The 15664-nt window shown below is 58.5% G+C and carries 14 protein-coding genes; 11 read left to right on the plus strand and 3 right to left on the minus strand.

The features are described 5' to 3' along the window. Nucleotides 1–36 precede the first annotated feature (36 nt). The 7 genes from apaG to BVK86_RS09295 all read left to right on the plus strand — a co-directional run bounded on the left by apaG (nucleotide 37) and on the right by BVK86_RS09295 (nucleotide 8209). Nucleotides 37–417, plus strand: coding sequence for a Co2+/Mg2+ efflux protein ApaG (gene apaG / locus BVK86_RS09265; protein WP_075946156.1), 381 nt, complete (start codon nucleotides 37–39; stop codon nucleotides 415–417). Beyond that, nucleotides 417–1301: a symmetrical bis(5'-nucleosyl)-tetraphosphatase gene (locus tag BVK86_RS09270; RefSeq protein WP_075946157.1), complete on the plus strand. Its 885-nt coding sequence runs from the start codon at nucleotides 417–419 to the stop codon at nucleotides 1299–1301. The genes apaG and BVK86_RS09270 overlap by 1 nt, the downstream gene beginning before the upstream one ends. Before the next feature lie 33 nt (nucleotides 1302–1334). Further along, on the plus strand, nucleotides 1335–1664 hold the full coding sequence (gene glpE / locus BVK86_RS09275; protein ID WP_008027054.1) for a thiosulfate sulfurtransferase GlpE: 330 nt from the start codon (nucleotides 1335–1337) through the stop codon (nucleotides 1662–1664). Between the two features lie 297 nt (nucleotides 1665–1961). After that, complete coding sequence (locus BVK86_RS09280) at nucleotides 1962–3884, plus strand: PrkA family serine protein kinase (RefSeq protein WP_053162938.1); 1923 nt, start codon at nucleotides 1962–1964, stop codon at nucleotides 3882–3884. 204 nt (nucleotides 3885–4088) lie between these two features. Continuing rightward, nucleotides 4089–5357, plus strand: a complete 1269-nt coding sequence (locus tag BVK86_RS09285) for a YeaH/YhbH family protein (protein WP_075946158.1) — start codon at nucleotides 4089–4091, stop codon at nucleotides 5355–5357. Then, entirely contained in the window at nucleotides 5354–6916 is a 1563-nt protein-coding gene (locus tag BVK86_RS09290) for a SpoVR family protein (protein WP_075946159.1), read from the plus strand. The genes BVK86_RS09285 and BVK86_RS09290 overlap by 4 nt, the downstream gene beginning before the upstream one ends. A 63-nt stretch (nucleotides 6917–6979) precedes the next feature. After that, complete coding sequence (locus BVK86_RS09295) at nucleotides 6980–8209, plus strand: multifunctional CCA addition/repair protein (RefSeq protein ID WP_075946160.1); 1230 nt, start codon at nucleotides 6980–6982, stop codon at nucleotides 8207–8209. Between the two features lie 79 nt (nucleotides 8210–8288). On the opposite strand, the gene folK is transcribed toward BVK86_RS09295, so the two are convergent. Together folK and folB are read right to left on the minus strand one after the other, a co-directional pair. Next, entirely contained in the window at nucleotides 8289–8807 is a 519-nt protein-coding gene (folK, locus tag BVK86_RS09300; RefSeq protein ID WP_075946161.1) for a 2-amino-4-hydroxy-6-hydroxymethyldihydropteridine diphosphokinase, read from the minus strand. Continuing rightward, nucleotides 8798–9154, minus strand: a complete 357-nt coding sequence (gene folB, locus BVK86_RS09305; RefSeq protein WP_008051601.1) for a dihydroneopterin aldolase — start codon at nucleotides 9152–9154, stop codon at nucleotides 8798–8800. The genes folK and folB overlap by 10 nt, the downstream gene beginning before the upstream one ends. A gap of 74 nt (nucleotides 9155–9228) precedes the next feature. Here folB and plsY point away from each other — a divergent pair, with 74 nt between their 5' ends. Further along, complete coding sequence (gene plsY / locus BVK86_RS09310) at nucleotides 9229–9798, plus strand: glycerol-3-phosphate 1-O-acyltransferase PlsY (protein WP_075946162.1); 570 nt, start codon at nucleotides 9229–9231, stop codon at nucleotides 9796–9798. A gap of 23 nt (nucleotides 9799–9821) precedes the next feature. Here plsY and tsaD read toward each other — a convergent pair whose 3' ends face one another. Then, the gene (gene tsaD / locus BVK86_RS09315; protein WP_075946163.1) at nucleotides 9822–10847 is read right to left on the minus strand and encodes a tRNA (adenosine(37)-N6)-threonylcarbamoyltransferase complex transferase subunit TsaD; all 1026 of its coding nucleotides are present in this window, start codon (nucleotides 10845–10847) and stop codon (nucleotides 9822–9824) included. Between the two features lie 199 nt (nucleotides 10848–11046). Between tsaD and rpsU the strand changes: the two genes are divergently transcribed. The 3 genes from rpsU to rpoD all read left to right on the plus strand — a co-directional run bounded on the left by rpsU (nucleotide 11047) and on the right by rpoD (nucleotide 15632). Then, nucleotides 11047–11262, plus strand: coding sequence for a 30S ribosomal protein S21 (gene rpsU / locus BVK86_RS09320; protein WP_002551877.1), 216 nt, complete (start codon nucleotides 11047–11049; stop codon nucleotides 11260–11262). A gap of 481 nt (nucleotides 11263–11743) precedes the next feature. Beyond that, nucleotides 11744–13717 (plus strand): DNA primase, encoded by a 1974-nt coding sequence (gene dnaG, locus BVK86_RS09325; protein WP_075946164.1) that lies wholly within the window; start codon nucleotides 11744–11746, stop codon nucleotides 13715–13717. A gap of 67 nt (nucleotides 13718–13784) precedes the next feature. Next, entirely contained in the window at nucleotides 13785–15632 is a 1848-nt protein-coding gene (rpoD, locus tag BVK86_RS09330) for an RNA polymerase sigma factor RpoD (RefSeq protein ID WP_075946165.1), read from the plus strand. Nucleotides 15633–15664 lie beyond the last annotated feature (32 nt).

Genomic DNA, 15664 nt, shown 5'->3' on the forward strand with positions numbered 1-15664 from the left:
AGCCCCGCGTCCCGCTTCGTTTTTAAGGCCTCTTGCATGTCCGATCCTCGTTATCAGGTCGACGTCAGCGTCGTCACCCGTTATCTGGCAGAACAATCGCAACCCGAACATGACCGCTTTGCCTTCGCGTACACCATTACCGTACAAAACAACGGCGAGTTACCCGCCAAGCTGTTGTCACGGCACTGGGTGATCACCGATGGTGACGGGCACGTGGAAGAGATTCGTGGCGCCGGCGTGGTCGGCCAACAGCCATTGATCGACGCAGGCCAAAGCCACACCTACAGCAGTGGCACGGTCATGACCACCAAGGTCGGCACCATGCAGGGCACGTATCAGATGATTGCCGACGACGGTAAACACTTCGATGCGATCATTGCGCCGTTCCGCCTTGCCGTACCGGGGTCGTTGCACTGATGGCAACGTATGCCGTCGGCGACCTGCAAGGCTGCCTTGAAGCGCTGCAGTGCCTGCTCAAGCAGGTGGCGTTCGACCCGGCCAAGGATCGCTTGTGGCTGGTCGGCGACCTGGTCAACCGTGGCCCGCAATCGCTCGAAACGTTGCGCTTCCTCTATAGCATCCGTGAATCGCTGGTGTGCGTACTCGGCAACCACGACCTGCACCTGCTGGCCGCCGGGCAAAACATCGAGCGCCTGAAAAAAGGCGACACCCTGCGCGAAATCATCGAGGCACCGGATTGCGCCGAGTTGCTGGACTGGTTGCGCCAGCAAAAGCTCATGCATTACGACGAACAACGGAACGTGGCGCTGGTGCACGCGGGGATCCCGCCGCAGTGGTCGCTGCGCAAGGCCCTGAAGTACGCCGCCGAAGTCGAAACCGCGCTGCGGGACGATAACCTGTTACTGCCGTACCTTGATGGCATGTATGGCAACGATCCGGCGAAATGGGACAGCGACCTCAAGGGCGTGACGCGCCTGAGGGTGATCACTAACTATTTCACGCGGATGCGCTTCTGTACGCCCGAAGGCAAACTCGACCTCAAGAGCAAGGAAGGCCTCGATTCGGCACCGGCAGGTTACAAACCCTGGTTCCAGCACAAGGAACGCAAGACCCGGGACCTGAAGATCATCTTCGGCCACTGGGCGGCGCTGGAAGGCAACGTCGACGCCGCGGGCATCTTCGCCCTCGACACAGGCTGTGTCTGGGGCGGCGCCTTGACACTGATGAATGTCGACAGCCTTGAACGCCTGTCCTGCAAATGCGACGACCATGGCCATCTCGCTGCGCCACCAGTCGCCCCATCCCTTTCCGAACCATCGTCAGTCAGCGCCCCGCGTTAGACTGCGCTTACAGCCGAGACACAGGAACCCGCCATGAGCGAATTCAAACGTATTCCCCCGGAACAGGCCCAAGCCCTGCGTGAACAAGGCGCGGTGGTGGTCGATGTCCGTGACCCTGCGACCTTTGCGGCGCTGCACATCAGCGGCTCGAAGCATCTGGACAACCACTCACTGCACGCCTTCATTCAGGGCGCCGACCTTGATGCGCCGACTGTGGTGGTCTGCTACCACGGTAATTCCAGTCAGGGCGCTGCTGCCTACCTGATCAGTCAGGGCTTCTCCGACGTCTACAGCATGGATGGCGGTTTTGAGCTGTGGCGTACGACTTATCCTTCGGAAACGGCGCAAGGCACTTCCGAATAATTTTTTTGTAACACGCAAGCCCGCGGCTTCCGTGGGCTCGCGCGGTGGCAGACGAACGGTCTGCCACAACTAATTACGTATCTCTCCTTTACCTCCTGAATTCCCAACTATCCTTAAGCGCAGGCCATCCAAAACAGGGGAGAGCCGGTACACCGGCGCGCGGATCATCGGGAGTAGCTTTCGGAGCCGTCAGCTTCGAAAGGTTTCTGGGGGGTAAACAGCGACTGCCTGTTCGGTTGCTGCCAGCATCGACTGAGTGATCCGGCGTCGGCTCCACGTATCGAGCGAGGTGACGTCATGAGTATCTTTAGCCACTTCCAACAACGTTTCGAGTCCACACGCCAGGAAGAACTCTCGCTGCAAGAGTATCTCGAACTGTGCAAAAAGGACCGTAGCGCCTACGTTTCCGCCGCCGAGCGTCTGCTCCTGGCTATCGGTGAACCGGAGCTGCTCGACACCTCGACCAACTCGAGGCTGTCGCGAATCTTCTCCAACAAGGTGATCCGCCGCTATCCGGCCTTTGAAGACTTCCACGGGATGGAAGAATGCATCGACCAGATTGTGTCGTATTTCCGCCATGCCGCCCAAGGCCTGGAAGAGAAGAAACAAATCCTTTATCTGCTCGGCCCTGTTGGCGGCGGTAAATCGTCCCTGGCCGAGAAGCTCAAGCAACTGATTGAAAAAGTGCCCTTCTACGCCATCAAGGGCTCGCCGGTTTTCGAATCGCCGCTGGGGCTGTTCAACTCCACTGAAGATGGCGCCATTCTCGAAGAGGACTTCGGGATTCCACGGCGCTACCTCAACACCATCATGTCGCCATGGGCGACTAAACGCCTGGCCGAATTCGGCGGCGACATCAGCCAGTTCCGCGTGGTGAAACTGTACCCGTCGATCCTCAACCAGATCGCCGTGGCCAAAACCGAGCCGGGAGATGAAAACAACCAGGACATCTCGGCACTGGTGGGCAAGGTCGATATCCGCAAACTGGAAGAATTCCCGCAGAACGACGCCGACGCCTACAGCTACTCGGGCGCACTGTGCCGGGCCAACCAGGGCCTGATGGAATTCGTCGAAATGTTCAAGGCACCGATCAAGGTGCTGCACCCACTGTTGACCGCCACTCAGGAAGGCAACTACAACAGTACCGAAGGTCTTGGCGCGATTCCGTTCACCGGGATCCTGCTCGCGCACTCCAACGAATCGGAATGGCACACCTTCCGCAACAACAAGAACAACGAAGCCTTCATCGACCGGATCTACATCGTCAAAGTGCCGTACTGCCTGCGGGTCAGCGACGAAGTGAAGATCTACGACAAGCTGCTGTTCAACAGCTCGCTGGCCAAGGCCCATTGCGCGCCCGACACCTTGAAGATGCTGGCCCAGTTCACTGTTCTTTCGCGCCTGAAGGAGCCGGAAAACTCCAACATCTACTCGAAGATGCGGGTGTATGACGGCGAAAACCTCAAGGACACCGATCCGAAAGCCAAATCGATCCAGGAATACCGCGACAACGCGGGCGTCGACGAGGGCATGAATGGTCTGTCGACCCGTTTCGCGTTCAAGATCCTGTCCAAGGTCTTCAACTTCGATCCCCACGAAATCGCCGCCAACCCGGTGCATCTGCTCTACGTGCTGGAACAGCAGATCGAGCAGGAACAATTCCAGGCCGAGACCCGCGAACGCTATCTGCGCTTCCTCAAGGAATACCTGGCACCGCGCTATATCGAATTCATCGGCAAGGAGATCCAGACCGCGTACCTCGAGTCTTACAGCGAGTACGGCCAGAACATCTTCGACCGCTACGTGCTGTACGCCGACTTCTGGATTCAGGACCAGGAATACCGCGATCCGGAAACCGGCGAAATCCTCAACCGCGTGGCATTGAACGAAGAGCTGGAAAAAATCGAAAAACCGGCCGGCATCAGCAATCCGAAGGATTTCCGCAACGAAATCGTCAACTTCGTACTGCGTGCCCGGGCCAACAACAACGGCAAGAATCCAACCTGGCTCAGCTACGAAAAACTGCGGGTGGTCATCGAGAAGAAAATGTTCTCCAACACCGAGGACCTGCTGCCGGTCATCAGCTTCAATGCCAAGGCCAGCAAAGAAGACCAGCAGAAGCACAACGACTTCGTTACACGGATGGTCGAGCGGGGTTACACCGACAAACAGGTACGACTGCTGTCCGAGTGGTATCTGCGGGTCAGAAAATCACAATAACCCGCTGCCGGCCAGACCGGTTGTCGTCAGCCAGAGACCTGTGTGCGCTTTTTCTGCTACACAGGCCTCTGGAAGGTGTTCGAAAGTCGGTAGCGAGATTCAGGCAGTATCCTCGGCGCTTGGGGGAGCGTGTATGTCCCTCGGCACCCGGTTCGCTGCTGCTTGAGCGCTCGCCCCTTTCAGGACAGCTTCTAAGGAGCAGTCATGAGCTATGTGATCGACCGACGTCTCAATGGCAAGAACAAGAGCACGGTGAACCGTCAGCGGTTTCTGCGGCGTTACCGTGATCACATCAAAAAGGCTGTCGAAGAGGCGGTCAGTCGGCGCTCCATTACCGATATGGAGCACGGCGAGCAAATCAGCATTCCTGGTCGCGATATCGACGAGCCGGTGCTTCACCATGGTCGCGGTGGCAAACAAACCGTCGTGCACCCTGGCAACAAGGAATTCACCAGCGGCGAGCACATTGCGCGTCCACCGGGAGGCGGCGGTAGAGGCCCCGGCAAGGCCGGCAACTCGGGTGAAGGGATGGACGAATTCGTCTTCCAGATCACCCAGGAGGAGTTCCTCGAATTCATGTTCGAGGATCTGGAGCTGCCCAACCTGGTCAAACGCAACCTGACCGGCACCGACACCTTCAAGACCGTACGTGCCGGGATCAGCAACGAGGGCAACCCGTCGCGGATCAACATCATCCGCACCCTGCGCTCAGCCCATGCCCGGCGTATCGCCCTATCCGGCAGCAGCCGCGCAAAACTGCGCGAAGCCAAGGAAGAACTCCTGCGATTAAAGCAGGAAGAACCGGATAACTTCGGCGATATTCAGGAACTCGAAGCGGAAATCGAAAAACTCAGCGCGCGCATTCATCGCGTGCCGTTCCTCGACACCTTTGACCTCAAATACAACCTGCTCATCAAGCAACCCAACCCCAGCTCCAAGGCTGTGATGTTCTGCCTGATGGACGTATCCGGCTCAATGACCCAGGCGACCAAGGACATCGCCAAGCGCTTCTTTATCCTGCTGTACCTGTTTCTCAAGCGTAACTACGACAAGATCGACGTCGTGTTCATTCGCCACCACACCAGTGCCCGCGAAGTGGATGAGGAAGAGTTTTTCTACTCCCGCGAAACCGGCGGCACCATCGTCTCCAGCGCCCTGAAGCTGATGCAGGAGATCATGGCCGAGCGCTATCCGAGCAACGAATGGAACATCTACGCGGCCCAGGCTTCCGATGGCGACAACTGGAACGACGACTCGCCGATCTGCCGCGACATCCTGATCAACCAGATCATGCCGTTCGTGCAGTACTACACTTACGTTGAGATCACCCCCCGCGAACATCAGGCCCTGTGGTTCGAGTACGAACGCATCGCCGAAGCCTTTTCTGACACTTTTGCCCAGCAACAACTGGTCTCGGCCGGGGATATCTATCCGGTCTTCCGTGAACTCTTCCAGCGCAGGTTAGTGACATGACCGCCAAAGAGCAGAAGCGCCAACCCATTTCCACCGGCTCGGAATGGACGTTCGAGCTGATCCAGGCCTACGACCGCGAAATCAGCCGTATTGCGGCAAGGTACGCCCTCGACACTTACCCTAACCAGATCGAAGTGATCACCGCCGAACAGATGATGGACGCCTACGCCTCCGTCGGTATGCCGCTGGGTTATCACCACTGGTCCTACGGCAAACACTTCCTCAGCACCGAAAAATCCTACTCTCGAGGCCAGATGGGGTTGGCCTACGAAATCGTGATTAACTCCGACCCCTGCATCGCTTACCTGATGGAAGAAAACACCATCTGCATGCAGGCCTTGGTCGTGGCACACGCCTGCTACGGACATAACAGCTTTTTCAAAGGCAACTACCTGTTCCGCACCTGGACTGACGCCAGTTCGATCATCGATTACCTGGTGTTCGCCAAGCAATACATCATGCAATGCGAAGAACGCCATGGCATCGACGCGGTGGAGGACCTGCTCGACTCCTGCCACGCCCTGATGAACTACGGCGTCGATCGCTACAAACGCCCTTATCCGATTTCCGCCGAAGAAGAACGCCGTCGGCAAAAGGACCGTGAGGAACACTTGCAGAAACAGATCAACGATCTGTGGCGCACCATTCCCAAAGGCGCGGACAAGTACAGCGACAAGGACAACGCACGCTTCCCCGCCGAACCGCAGGAAAACATCCTGTACTTCATTGAGAAACACGCGCCGCTGCTGGAGCCTTGGCAGCGGGAAATCGTGCGCATCGTGCGCAAGATCGCCCAGTATTTTTACCCACAGCGCCAGACCCAGGTGATGAACGAAGGCTGGGCCACGTTCTGGCACTACACCCTGATGAACGACCTGTACGACGAAGGCCTGGTCACCGACGGCTTCATGATGGAATTCCTGACGTCCCACACCAGCGTGGTGTTTCAGCCAGGCTTCGACAGCCCTTACTACAGCGGCATCAACCCCTACGCCTTGGGCTTTGCCATGTACCGCGACATCCGTCGCATGTGCGAAGAACCTACCGAAGAGGATTACCGCTGGTTCCCGGACATTGCCGGCACCGACTGGCTGGCTGCCATCAAGTTCGCCATGAGCAGCTTCAAGGATGAGAGCTTCATCCTGCAGTACCTGTCACCCAAGGTGATTCGTGATCTGAAGCTGTTCAGCATTCTCGATGACGACCAGAAAGACGATCTGCTGGTCCCGGCAATTCATGACGAGGGCGGCTATCGCACCATTCGTGAAACCCTCGCCGCCCAGTACAACCTGGGCAACCGCGAACCCAACGTGCAGATCTACAGCATCGACCGCCGCGGCGACCGCTCGCTGACCCTGCGCCACCAGCAACACGACCGCAAGCCGCTGGGAGAGTCCACCGAGGAAGTGCTCAAACACCTGCACCGCCTCTGGGGCTTCGACATTCACCTGGAAACGCTGCAAGGGGACCAAGTGATGAAAACCCACCATGTTCCACCCAGAAGCGAGCACAGCGAAGCTGATTACGGCCGACTGGACCTGGCCGTCATTCATCTTTGATTCTGTTTCGGCCTCCGAAAGCCCGACGCAACGGTTATCCTGTCGAGCTAACGGAGGTTTTTTATGCGGATCTATAAAGTTGGCGGTGCAGTACGCGATCGCCTGCTGGGCATTCCCGTCACAGACATCGACCGCGTGGTGGTCGGCGCCACGACCGAAGAGATGCTCGCCAAGGGCTTTCGTCCAGTCGGCGCGGATTTCCCGGTGTTCCTGCATCCAAAATCCGGTGAGGAATACGCCCTCGCCCGGACCGAACGCAAAAGTGGCCGCGGTTACGGCGGATTCACGTTCCACGCCAGCCCAGAAGTGACCCTCGAAGAAGACTTGATCCGTCGCGACCTGACGATCAATGCCATCGCCGAGGACGACCAGCAAAACCTGACCGACCCCTACCACGGTCAGCGCGACCTCGAGGCGCGCATTCTTCGCCACGTGTCCCCCGCATTTGCCGAAGATCCGCTCAGGGTACTGCGCGTGGCCCGGTTCGCCGCGCGTTATGCCGGGCTCGGCTTTACCGTTGCCCCCGAAACGCTGGAGCTTATGCGCCAGCTCAGCGAATCAGGTGAACTGCAAGCACTGACGGCGGAGCGCAGCTGGAAAGAGATTTCCCGCGCATTGATGGAAGACCAGCCCCAGGTATTCATTGAAGTGCTGCGAGCATGCGGCGCGCTCAAGGAGCTGATGCCGGAAATCGATGCTCTGTTCGGCGTACCGCAACCGCAGGCCCATCACCCGGAAATCGATACGGGTGTGCATACCCTGAGCGTGCTGGAGCAAGCAGCGAAGCACAAACAACCGCTGACTGTCCGCTGGGCCTGCCTGCTGCACGACCTGGGCAAAGGGCTGACGCCGGAAGATGAATGGCCACGGCACATTGCCCACGAGTTCAAGGGGCTGAAGCTGATCAAAGCGGTGAACGAACGCTTCAAGGCGCCGAGGGATTGTCAGGAACTGGCGCTGCTGGTGGGCGAGTATCACACCCATGGGCATCGTGCCCTGGAGCTGAAACCCTCGACCTTGCTGGAGCTGTTGCAGAGCTTTGACGTTTACCGTCGACCGCAGCGCTTCGAGGAGTTCATCGCGGCGTGCGAGATGGATGCCCGTGGCCGCAAAGGACTGCAAGAGAGAAGTTACCCACAGGCGGATTACCTGCGCGGCGCGGCAAAAGCGGCTCGCGGCGTGGCGGTTCAGCCTTTGTTGGAAAAGGGATTCAAGGGCCCGGAGTTGGGTGAGGCGATCAAGCGTGAGCGGCTCAAGGCGTTGAAAACCTACAAAGAGACTGCGTCCAGCTGACCGACGCGCCCGCGCCCGCACCCACATGGATTACATCGTACCTGGGGGAGCGGGCTTGCCCGGGATGGCGGCATAAATGTCACAACAAATCTGAAGGTGTCAGTTGAATGCCGCGCCACTCAAAAGCCACTGGCGCCAACACCTGATCAATTTGCGCCTCATCCCACAGCGTCGCAAAACTTTTGCCTACACCCGGATGCACCCGATCCGGCGCAATCAAAGATAACGGCCACAATACAAAAGCATTTTTCAGAATTTCTGCCCGCGGCAAGATCAAGCCATCGAAATTGCCCACCAGATCACCGAACAACAAAACATCGATATCCAGCGGCAATCCTCGGCGATCAGGTGCATAACGACCGTTATCCGCCTCAATAAACTTCAAGCGGCGATCCAGCTCCGTCAAGGGCAGATCGGTATACGCCGAGACCACAAAATTGAAGAATGGCCCGCTCTTGATCCCGACCGGCTGACTTTCGAAAACCGCCGAGCAACGAATATCCACCAGAAAACCCGCCAAGGCGTCCAGGCCGGCCTGCAAATGGGCTTCGCGCTCGATATTGCTACCGAGCCCGAGATACACCTGGGTTAGCGACATCCGCGCTCGATCTCCACACCCACGCCACCGGTAGCGGCAGGAACGGCACCCGGCTTGGTCAGCTTGAGGCGCATCCAGGTGATCTTGAATTCGCTCATCAGCACTTCAACCAAACGCTCGGCGAACGTTTCAACCAACTGGAACTGCGCCTGCTCGGCAAACGCCTGAATGCGCGATGAAACACTCGCGTAATCGAGCGCCAGGGTCAGGTCATCACCGGCGGCGGCAGGGCGATTGTCCCAGGCGAAGCTCAGATCCAGACGCAAGCACTGCCGGATGCCCCGCTCCCAGTCGTAGGCACCAATCACGGTATCGACTTCCAGGCCCTCGATAAACACTCTGTCCAAGCACTTTTCTCCGCTACACGACAAGGGCGCAATGCGCCGTTAGAATCAGGGCGTCCTCGCCCGGAATAGTTAGCATGTTTTGGTTATTGGCGATCCTCGCCTACCTGCTCGGCTCTCTGTCCTTCGCCATTTTGCTCAGCCGCCTGACCGGTAACCCCGATCCGCGAATGAGTGGCTCCGGCAATGCCGGCGCGACCAACATGTTGCGCCTGGCCGGCAAAAAACTCGCCATCCTGACCTTGCTCGGCGATCTCTTCAAAGGCCTGCTGCCCGTGCTGATTGCCGGGGTTGCGGGTCTTTCGCTGCAGGATCAGGCCTGGATCGGCGTCTGCGCCGTCATCGGCCACCTGTTCCCGCTGTACTTCCGCTTTCGCGGTGGCAAGGGCGTCGCCACCGCTGCCGGAATGTTGCTGGGCCTGTATCCACCCGCCGCACTGCTGGCGGTCTGCGCCTGGCTGCTGACGTTCTACCTGACCCGTACCAGCTCGCTGGCTGCACTGATCGCTACGCCGTTGACCCTGCCGCTACTGGCGTGGCAGGAGCCGGCGGCATTGCTGCCGATGAGCGCACTCACGGGCCTGATCGTCTGGCGCCATCGCGGCAATCTACGCGACCTGTTTGCGGGGCGCGAACGGCATTTTTAGTGGCCGTAGATGAACGCCACTCATCACAACGCCGTCAACTGCTCCATGGGCCAACGAGCCTGCACGCTGATGGCCAGGCTTTCCTGCTGACCCGCCTGCAAGCGCTGGCACCCGGCAAACGCGATCATTGCGCCATTATCGGTGCAGAACTCAGGACGGGCGTAAAACACATCACCCTTCATGTCCCCGAGCATTTTTTCCAAAGAAGCGCGTAGAGCCTTGTTGGCACTGACGCCCCCTGCGATCACCAGACGCTTCATGCCCGCTGCTTTCAAAGCCCGCTTGCACTTGATGGTCAAAGTCTCCACCACGGCCTGCTGGAACGCCAGCGCGATGTCGCAACGGGCTTGCTCACCGTCGTCCCCGGCGCTGACGCATTGCTGCCAGGTGTTCAACGCGAAGGTTTTCAAGCCACTGAAGCTGAAATCCAGGCCCGGGCGGTCGCACATAGGACGCGGGAAGAGGAAACGTCCTGCAACGCCCTGCTCTGCCAGGCGAGCAATCTCCGGCCCGCCCGGATAATTCAGGCCCATCATCTTCGCGGTTTTGTCGAAGGCTTCACCGGCGGCGTCGTCCAGTGTCTCGCCCAACAGCGTGTACCGACCGATTCCGTCGACCTGAACCAGCTGCGTATGCCCACCCGACACCAATAAAGCGACGAACGGAAATTCCGGCGGCTGCGACTCCAGCATCGGCGCCAGCAAATGGCCTTCCATGTGGTGCACGCCCAGCGCCGGAATGCCCCAGGCAAAGGCCAGCGCCTGAGCGCAAGAAGCACCCACCAGCAATGCTCCGACCAGGCCAGGACCCGCGGTATAAGCGATGGCGTCGATCTCGGTCGGCACGCAGTCGGCTTGCGCCAACACCTGACGAATCAAGGGCAGCATGCGTTTGACGTGGTCACGCGAAGCCAGCTCCGGCACCACGCCGCCATAGGCGCGGTGCAGGTCGATCTGACTGAACAGTGCGTCGGCCAGCAGACCGCGTTCACTGTCATACAATGCGACACCGGTTTCGTCGCAGGAGGTTTCTAATCCCAGTACTAGCATGGGTTTGCGCCTTGTTTAGGCTGAATTCGAAGGCGCGCATAATAGTCGCCGCGTGATGCCCCGACCAGCGGTTTTCGATCAGAGGCTTTGCATTCCGAGCGATGAGGGGTTAACATCCGCAACCCTTAAAAACCGACGTCTTCAAGTGCTCTTTTGCCGCGAGGATGTTGACCCCGGTAATGAATGAAGGTAGCTCTGGATGCCAGCCGTCAAAGTAAAAGAGAACGAACCCTTCGACGTAGCTCTGCGTCGTTTCAAGCGCTCCTGCGAAAAAGCCGGTGTACTGGCTGAAGTTCGTAGCCGCGAATTTTACGAGAAGCCAACTTCTGAGCGTAAGCGCAAAGCAGCAGCCGCTGTTAAGCGTCACGCCAAGAAAGTTCAGCGCGAACAGCGCCGCGCCGTTCGTCTGTACTAATACACAGACGATCGTAGCAAGCTTCTGCCAAGCCCGGCCCTCAGCCGGGCTAATGGCATTTGCGTAAAACGCTTGATGCTTCACCGTCGAAGCCGCAGATGCGACCGAGACAAATCTGCTTCAACACGTCAGACCTGGCTTTTTTGCCAGCGGTGCACGTCTTTTCTGACGAGCCTTTCAAGGCTACTGACGAGCACACTCACTGATTCCTCTCACGACGATCAGCCCAAGGCATCACACGCATGCCAAACGATGAGCTATCCGAGACCTGTAACGGGTCGAAGCCGGATTCAGCGCAACACTTTCAACTAGTCGATGACTGATGAGCATTAACGTCAGTGGATTTTCGGCAGATACACTTCCCGATAGCGATTACGCAGACGACACTGGTCGAGCCGCATACCCTGCGCGCCTCAAACAATGACCCGCGTTTGGCCGCCCTTCGTTTCGGGCACCTTCAAGCGCAGATGACGAGAACGCCATGGCCGGGCTAATTCCCCAGAGCTTCATTGACGACCTTCTGAACCGCACCGACATCGTCGATGTGGTCAGCTCGCGCCTGCAACTGAAAAAAGCCGGCAAGAACCACACCGCCTGCTGCCCGTTCCACAAAGAAAAAACACCGTCCTTCAGCGTCAGCCCCGACAAGCAGTTCTATTACTGCTTCGGCTGCGGCGCTGGTGGCAATGCCCTCGGCTTCATCATGGACCACGACAACCTGGATTTCGTCCAGGCCGTCGAAGAACTGGCCAAAGCCGCCGGCATGGAAATCCCCCGCGAAGAAAGCGGCCGCCCGCACAAGCCGCGGCAACCGACCGATTCGCCGCTGTATGCGCTGCTCACCGCCGCCGCCGACTTTTATCGCCAGGCCCTGAAAAGCCATCCATCGCGCAAAGCTGCCGTGGATTATTTGAAAGGCCGCGGCCTGACCGGCGAAATCGCCCGCGACTTCGGCCTGGGCTTTGCTCCACCGGGCTGGGACAACCTGCTCAAACACCTGAGCAGCGATACCCTGCAACAAAAAGTCATGATCGATGCCGGCCTGCTGATCGAGAACGCCGAAACCGGCAAACGCTATGATCGCTTCCGCGACCGCGTGATGTTTCCGATACGCGACAGCCGCGGGCGCATCATTGCTTTTGGTGGCCGGGTCCTGGGCGATGACAAGCCGAAATACCTGAACTCCCCGGAAACCCCGGTGTTCCATAAAGGCCAGGAACTCTACGGCCTGTATGAGGCGCGCAAGAACAACCGCAACCTCGACGAAATCATCGTCGTCGAAGGCTACATGGACGTCATTGCCCTGGCCCAGCAAGGCCTGCGCAATGCCGTCGCGACGCTGGGTACCGCCACCAGCGAAGAGCACATGAAGCGTCTGTTTCGCGTCGTGCCCAACGTGCTGTTTTGCTTCGACGGTGACCAGGCCGGCCGCAATGCCGCCTGGCGTGCACTGGAAGCCACCTTGTCGAGCCTGCAGGACGGCCGCCGCGCGCGCTTTCTGTTCCTGCCCGAAGGCGAAGACCCGGACACCCTGATCCGCTCCGAAGGCACCGATGCCTTCCGCGCACGCATCAACCAGCACGCACAACCACTGGCCGACTATTTCTTCCAGCAACTGACTGAAGAATCGGACCCACGCTCGCTCGAAGGCAAGGCCCACATGGCCACCCTCGCGGCGCCGCTGATCGACAAAGTGCCTGGCGCCAACCTGCGCATCCTGATGCGTCAGCGTCTGAGTGAGATCACCGGCCTGAGCGGCGAAGCGGTAAGCCAGCTGGCTCAAAGCCCCCCCCAGGAAGCGCCACCGGCATACGACCCCGGCTTCGATTACGACGCGATGCCCGATTTCAGCGACTATCATCAGCCGCAATCGCAAGAAATGTATGTGCCGCAACAGGAATGGACGCCAAAGAAACCCGGCGCCGGCGGCAAGAAATGGGACAAAAAACCGTGGGACAAGAACGGCAAACGGGGCGGCGATCGCGATCAACCTCCGCGCAAACCGATTGCTGTCGAAGCGCCTACGCTGATTGCTCTACGCACGCTCATTCATCATCCGCAGCTGGCTGGCAAGGTGGAAACCGCCAACCATTTCGCCAATGAGAGCAATACCTACGCACAGTTGCTGGTAGCCCTCATCGAAGCGGTGCAGAAAAATCCTAAGCTAAACTCAATTCAGCTCATGGCCCGTTGGCACGGCACCGAACAGGGACGCTTGCTCAAGGCCCTGGCGGAAAAGGAATGGCTGATTCAGGGCGACAACCTTGAACAACAGTTTTTAGACACCATTACTAGGTTATCAGCGGGTCAGCACACCGATAGCCTGGAAGAACTCATCAGGAAAGCGAAGCAGCCAGGATTGACTGCCGAGGAAGCAAATCAGATCGCAAATCAGATGCGCGACCTATTAAAACGCAATATGGCTGTACCAAACCCGACCTCAACTGGCGCGTGAGGTCATAGCTCAGGTATAATCCTCGGCTTGTTTTTTGCCCGCCAAGACCTTCAGTGGATAGGGTGTTATGTCCGGAAAAGCGCAACAGCAGTCTCGTATCAAAGAGTTGATCACACTGGGTCGTGAGCAGGGCTACCTGACTTACGCGGAGGTCAACGACCACCTGCCGGAGGATATTTCAGATCCGGAACAGGTGGAAGACATCATCCGCATGATCAACGACATGGGGATCAACGTATTCGAGGTTGCGCCAGATAAGGATTCCCTTATGCTGGCCGACGCCGATACCGACGAAGCCGCGGCCGAAGAGGCAGCTGCTGCGTTGGCAGCGGTGGAGACCGACATTGGTCGCACTACCGACCCGGTGCGCATGTACATGCGTGAAATGGGTACGGTAGAGCTCCTCACTCGTGAAGGCGAAATTGAAATCGCCAAGCGTATTGAAGAGGGCATCCGTGAAGTGATGAGCGCAATCGCGCACTTCCCCGGCACGGTTGACCATATCCTCTCCGAGTACACCCGCGTCACCTCCGAAGGGGGTCGCCTGTCTGACGTCCTGAGCGGTTACATCGACCCGGACGACGGCATTGCGCCGCCTGCCGCCGAAGTGCCGCCGCCGATCGATCCGAAAGCCGTGAAAGCGGACGACGATACCGACGACGATGACGCCGAAGCTTCGGATGACGAAGAAGAAGCCGAAAGCGGTCCGGATCCGGTCATCGCCGCACAGCGTTTTGGCGCGGTTGCCGATCAGATGGAAATCACCCGCAAGGCCCTGAAAAAGCACGGTCGCAACAACAAGGCGGCAATCGCCGAACTGTTGGCGCTGGCTGAGCTGTTCATGCCGATCAAACTGGTGCCGAAGCAATTCGAAGGCCTGGTCGAGCGTGTTCGCAGTGCCCTGGACCGTCTGCGTCAGCAAGAGCGTGCAATCATGCAGCTCTGCGTACGTGATGCTCGCATGCCACGTGCCGATTTCCTGCGCCAGTTCCCGGGCAACGAAGTCGACGAAAGCTGGACCGACGCACTGGCCAAAGGCAAAAGCAAATACGCTGAAGCCATTGGTCGCCTGCAGCCGGACATCATTCGTTGCCAGCAGAAGCTGACCGCGCTGGAGACCGAAACCGGTCTGACCATCGCCGAGATCAAGGACATCAACCGTCGCATGTCGATCGGCGAGGCCAAGGCCCGTCGCGCGAAGAAAGAGATGGTTGAAGCGAACTTGCGTCTGGTGATCTCCATCGCCAAGAAGTACACCAACCGTGGCTTGCAATTCCTCGACCTGATCCAGGAAGGCAACATTGGTTTGATGAAAGCGGTGGACAAGTTCGAATACCGCCGCGGCTATAAATTCTCGACTTATGCCACCTGGTGGATCCGTCAGGCGATCACTCGCTCGATCGCCGACCAGGCCCGCACCATTCGTATTCCGGTGCACATGATCGAGACGATCAACAAGCTCAACCGTATTTCCCGGCAGATGTTGCAGGAAATGGGTCGCGAACCGACCCCGGAAGAGCTGGGCGAACGCATGGAAATGCCTGAGGACAAGATCCGCAAGGTATTGAAGATCGCTAAAGAGCCGATCTCCATGGAAACCCCGATCGGTGATGACGAAGACTCCCATCTGGGTGACTTCATCGAAGACTCGACCATGCAGTCGCCAATCGATGTTGCTACCGTTGAGAGCCTTAAAGAAGCGACTCGCGAAGTGCTGTCCGGCCTCACTGCCCGTGAAGCCAAGGTACTGCGCATGCGCTTCGGTATCGACATGAATACCGACCACACCCTCGAGGAGGTTGGTAAGCAGTTCGACGTGACCCGTGAACGGATTCGTCAGATCGAAGCCAAGGCACTACGCAAGTTGCGCCACCCGACGAGAAGCGAGCATTTGCGCTCCTTCCTCGACGAGTGATCACAAACCCCCCGGCCCAGGCCGGGGGTTTT

It is taken from the genome of Pseudomonas reinekei (assembly GCF_001945365.1).
GTDB lineage: Bacteria > Pseudomonadota > Gammaproteobacteria > Pseudomonadales > Pseudomonadaceae > Aquipseudomonas > Aquipseudomonas reinekei.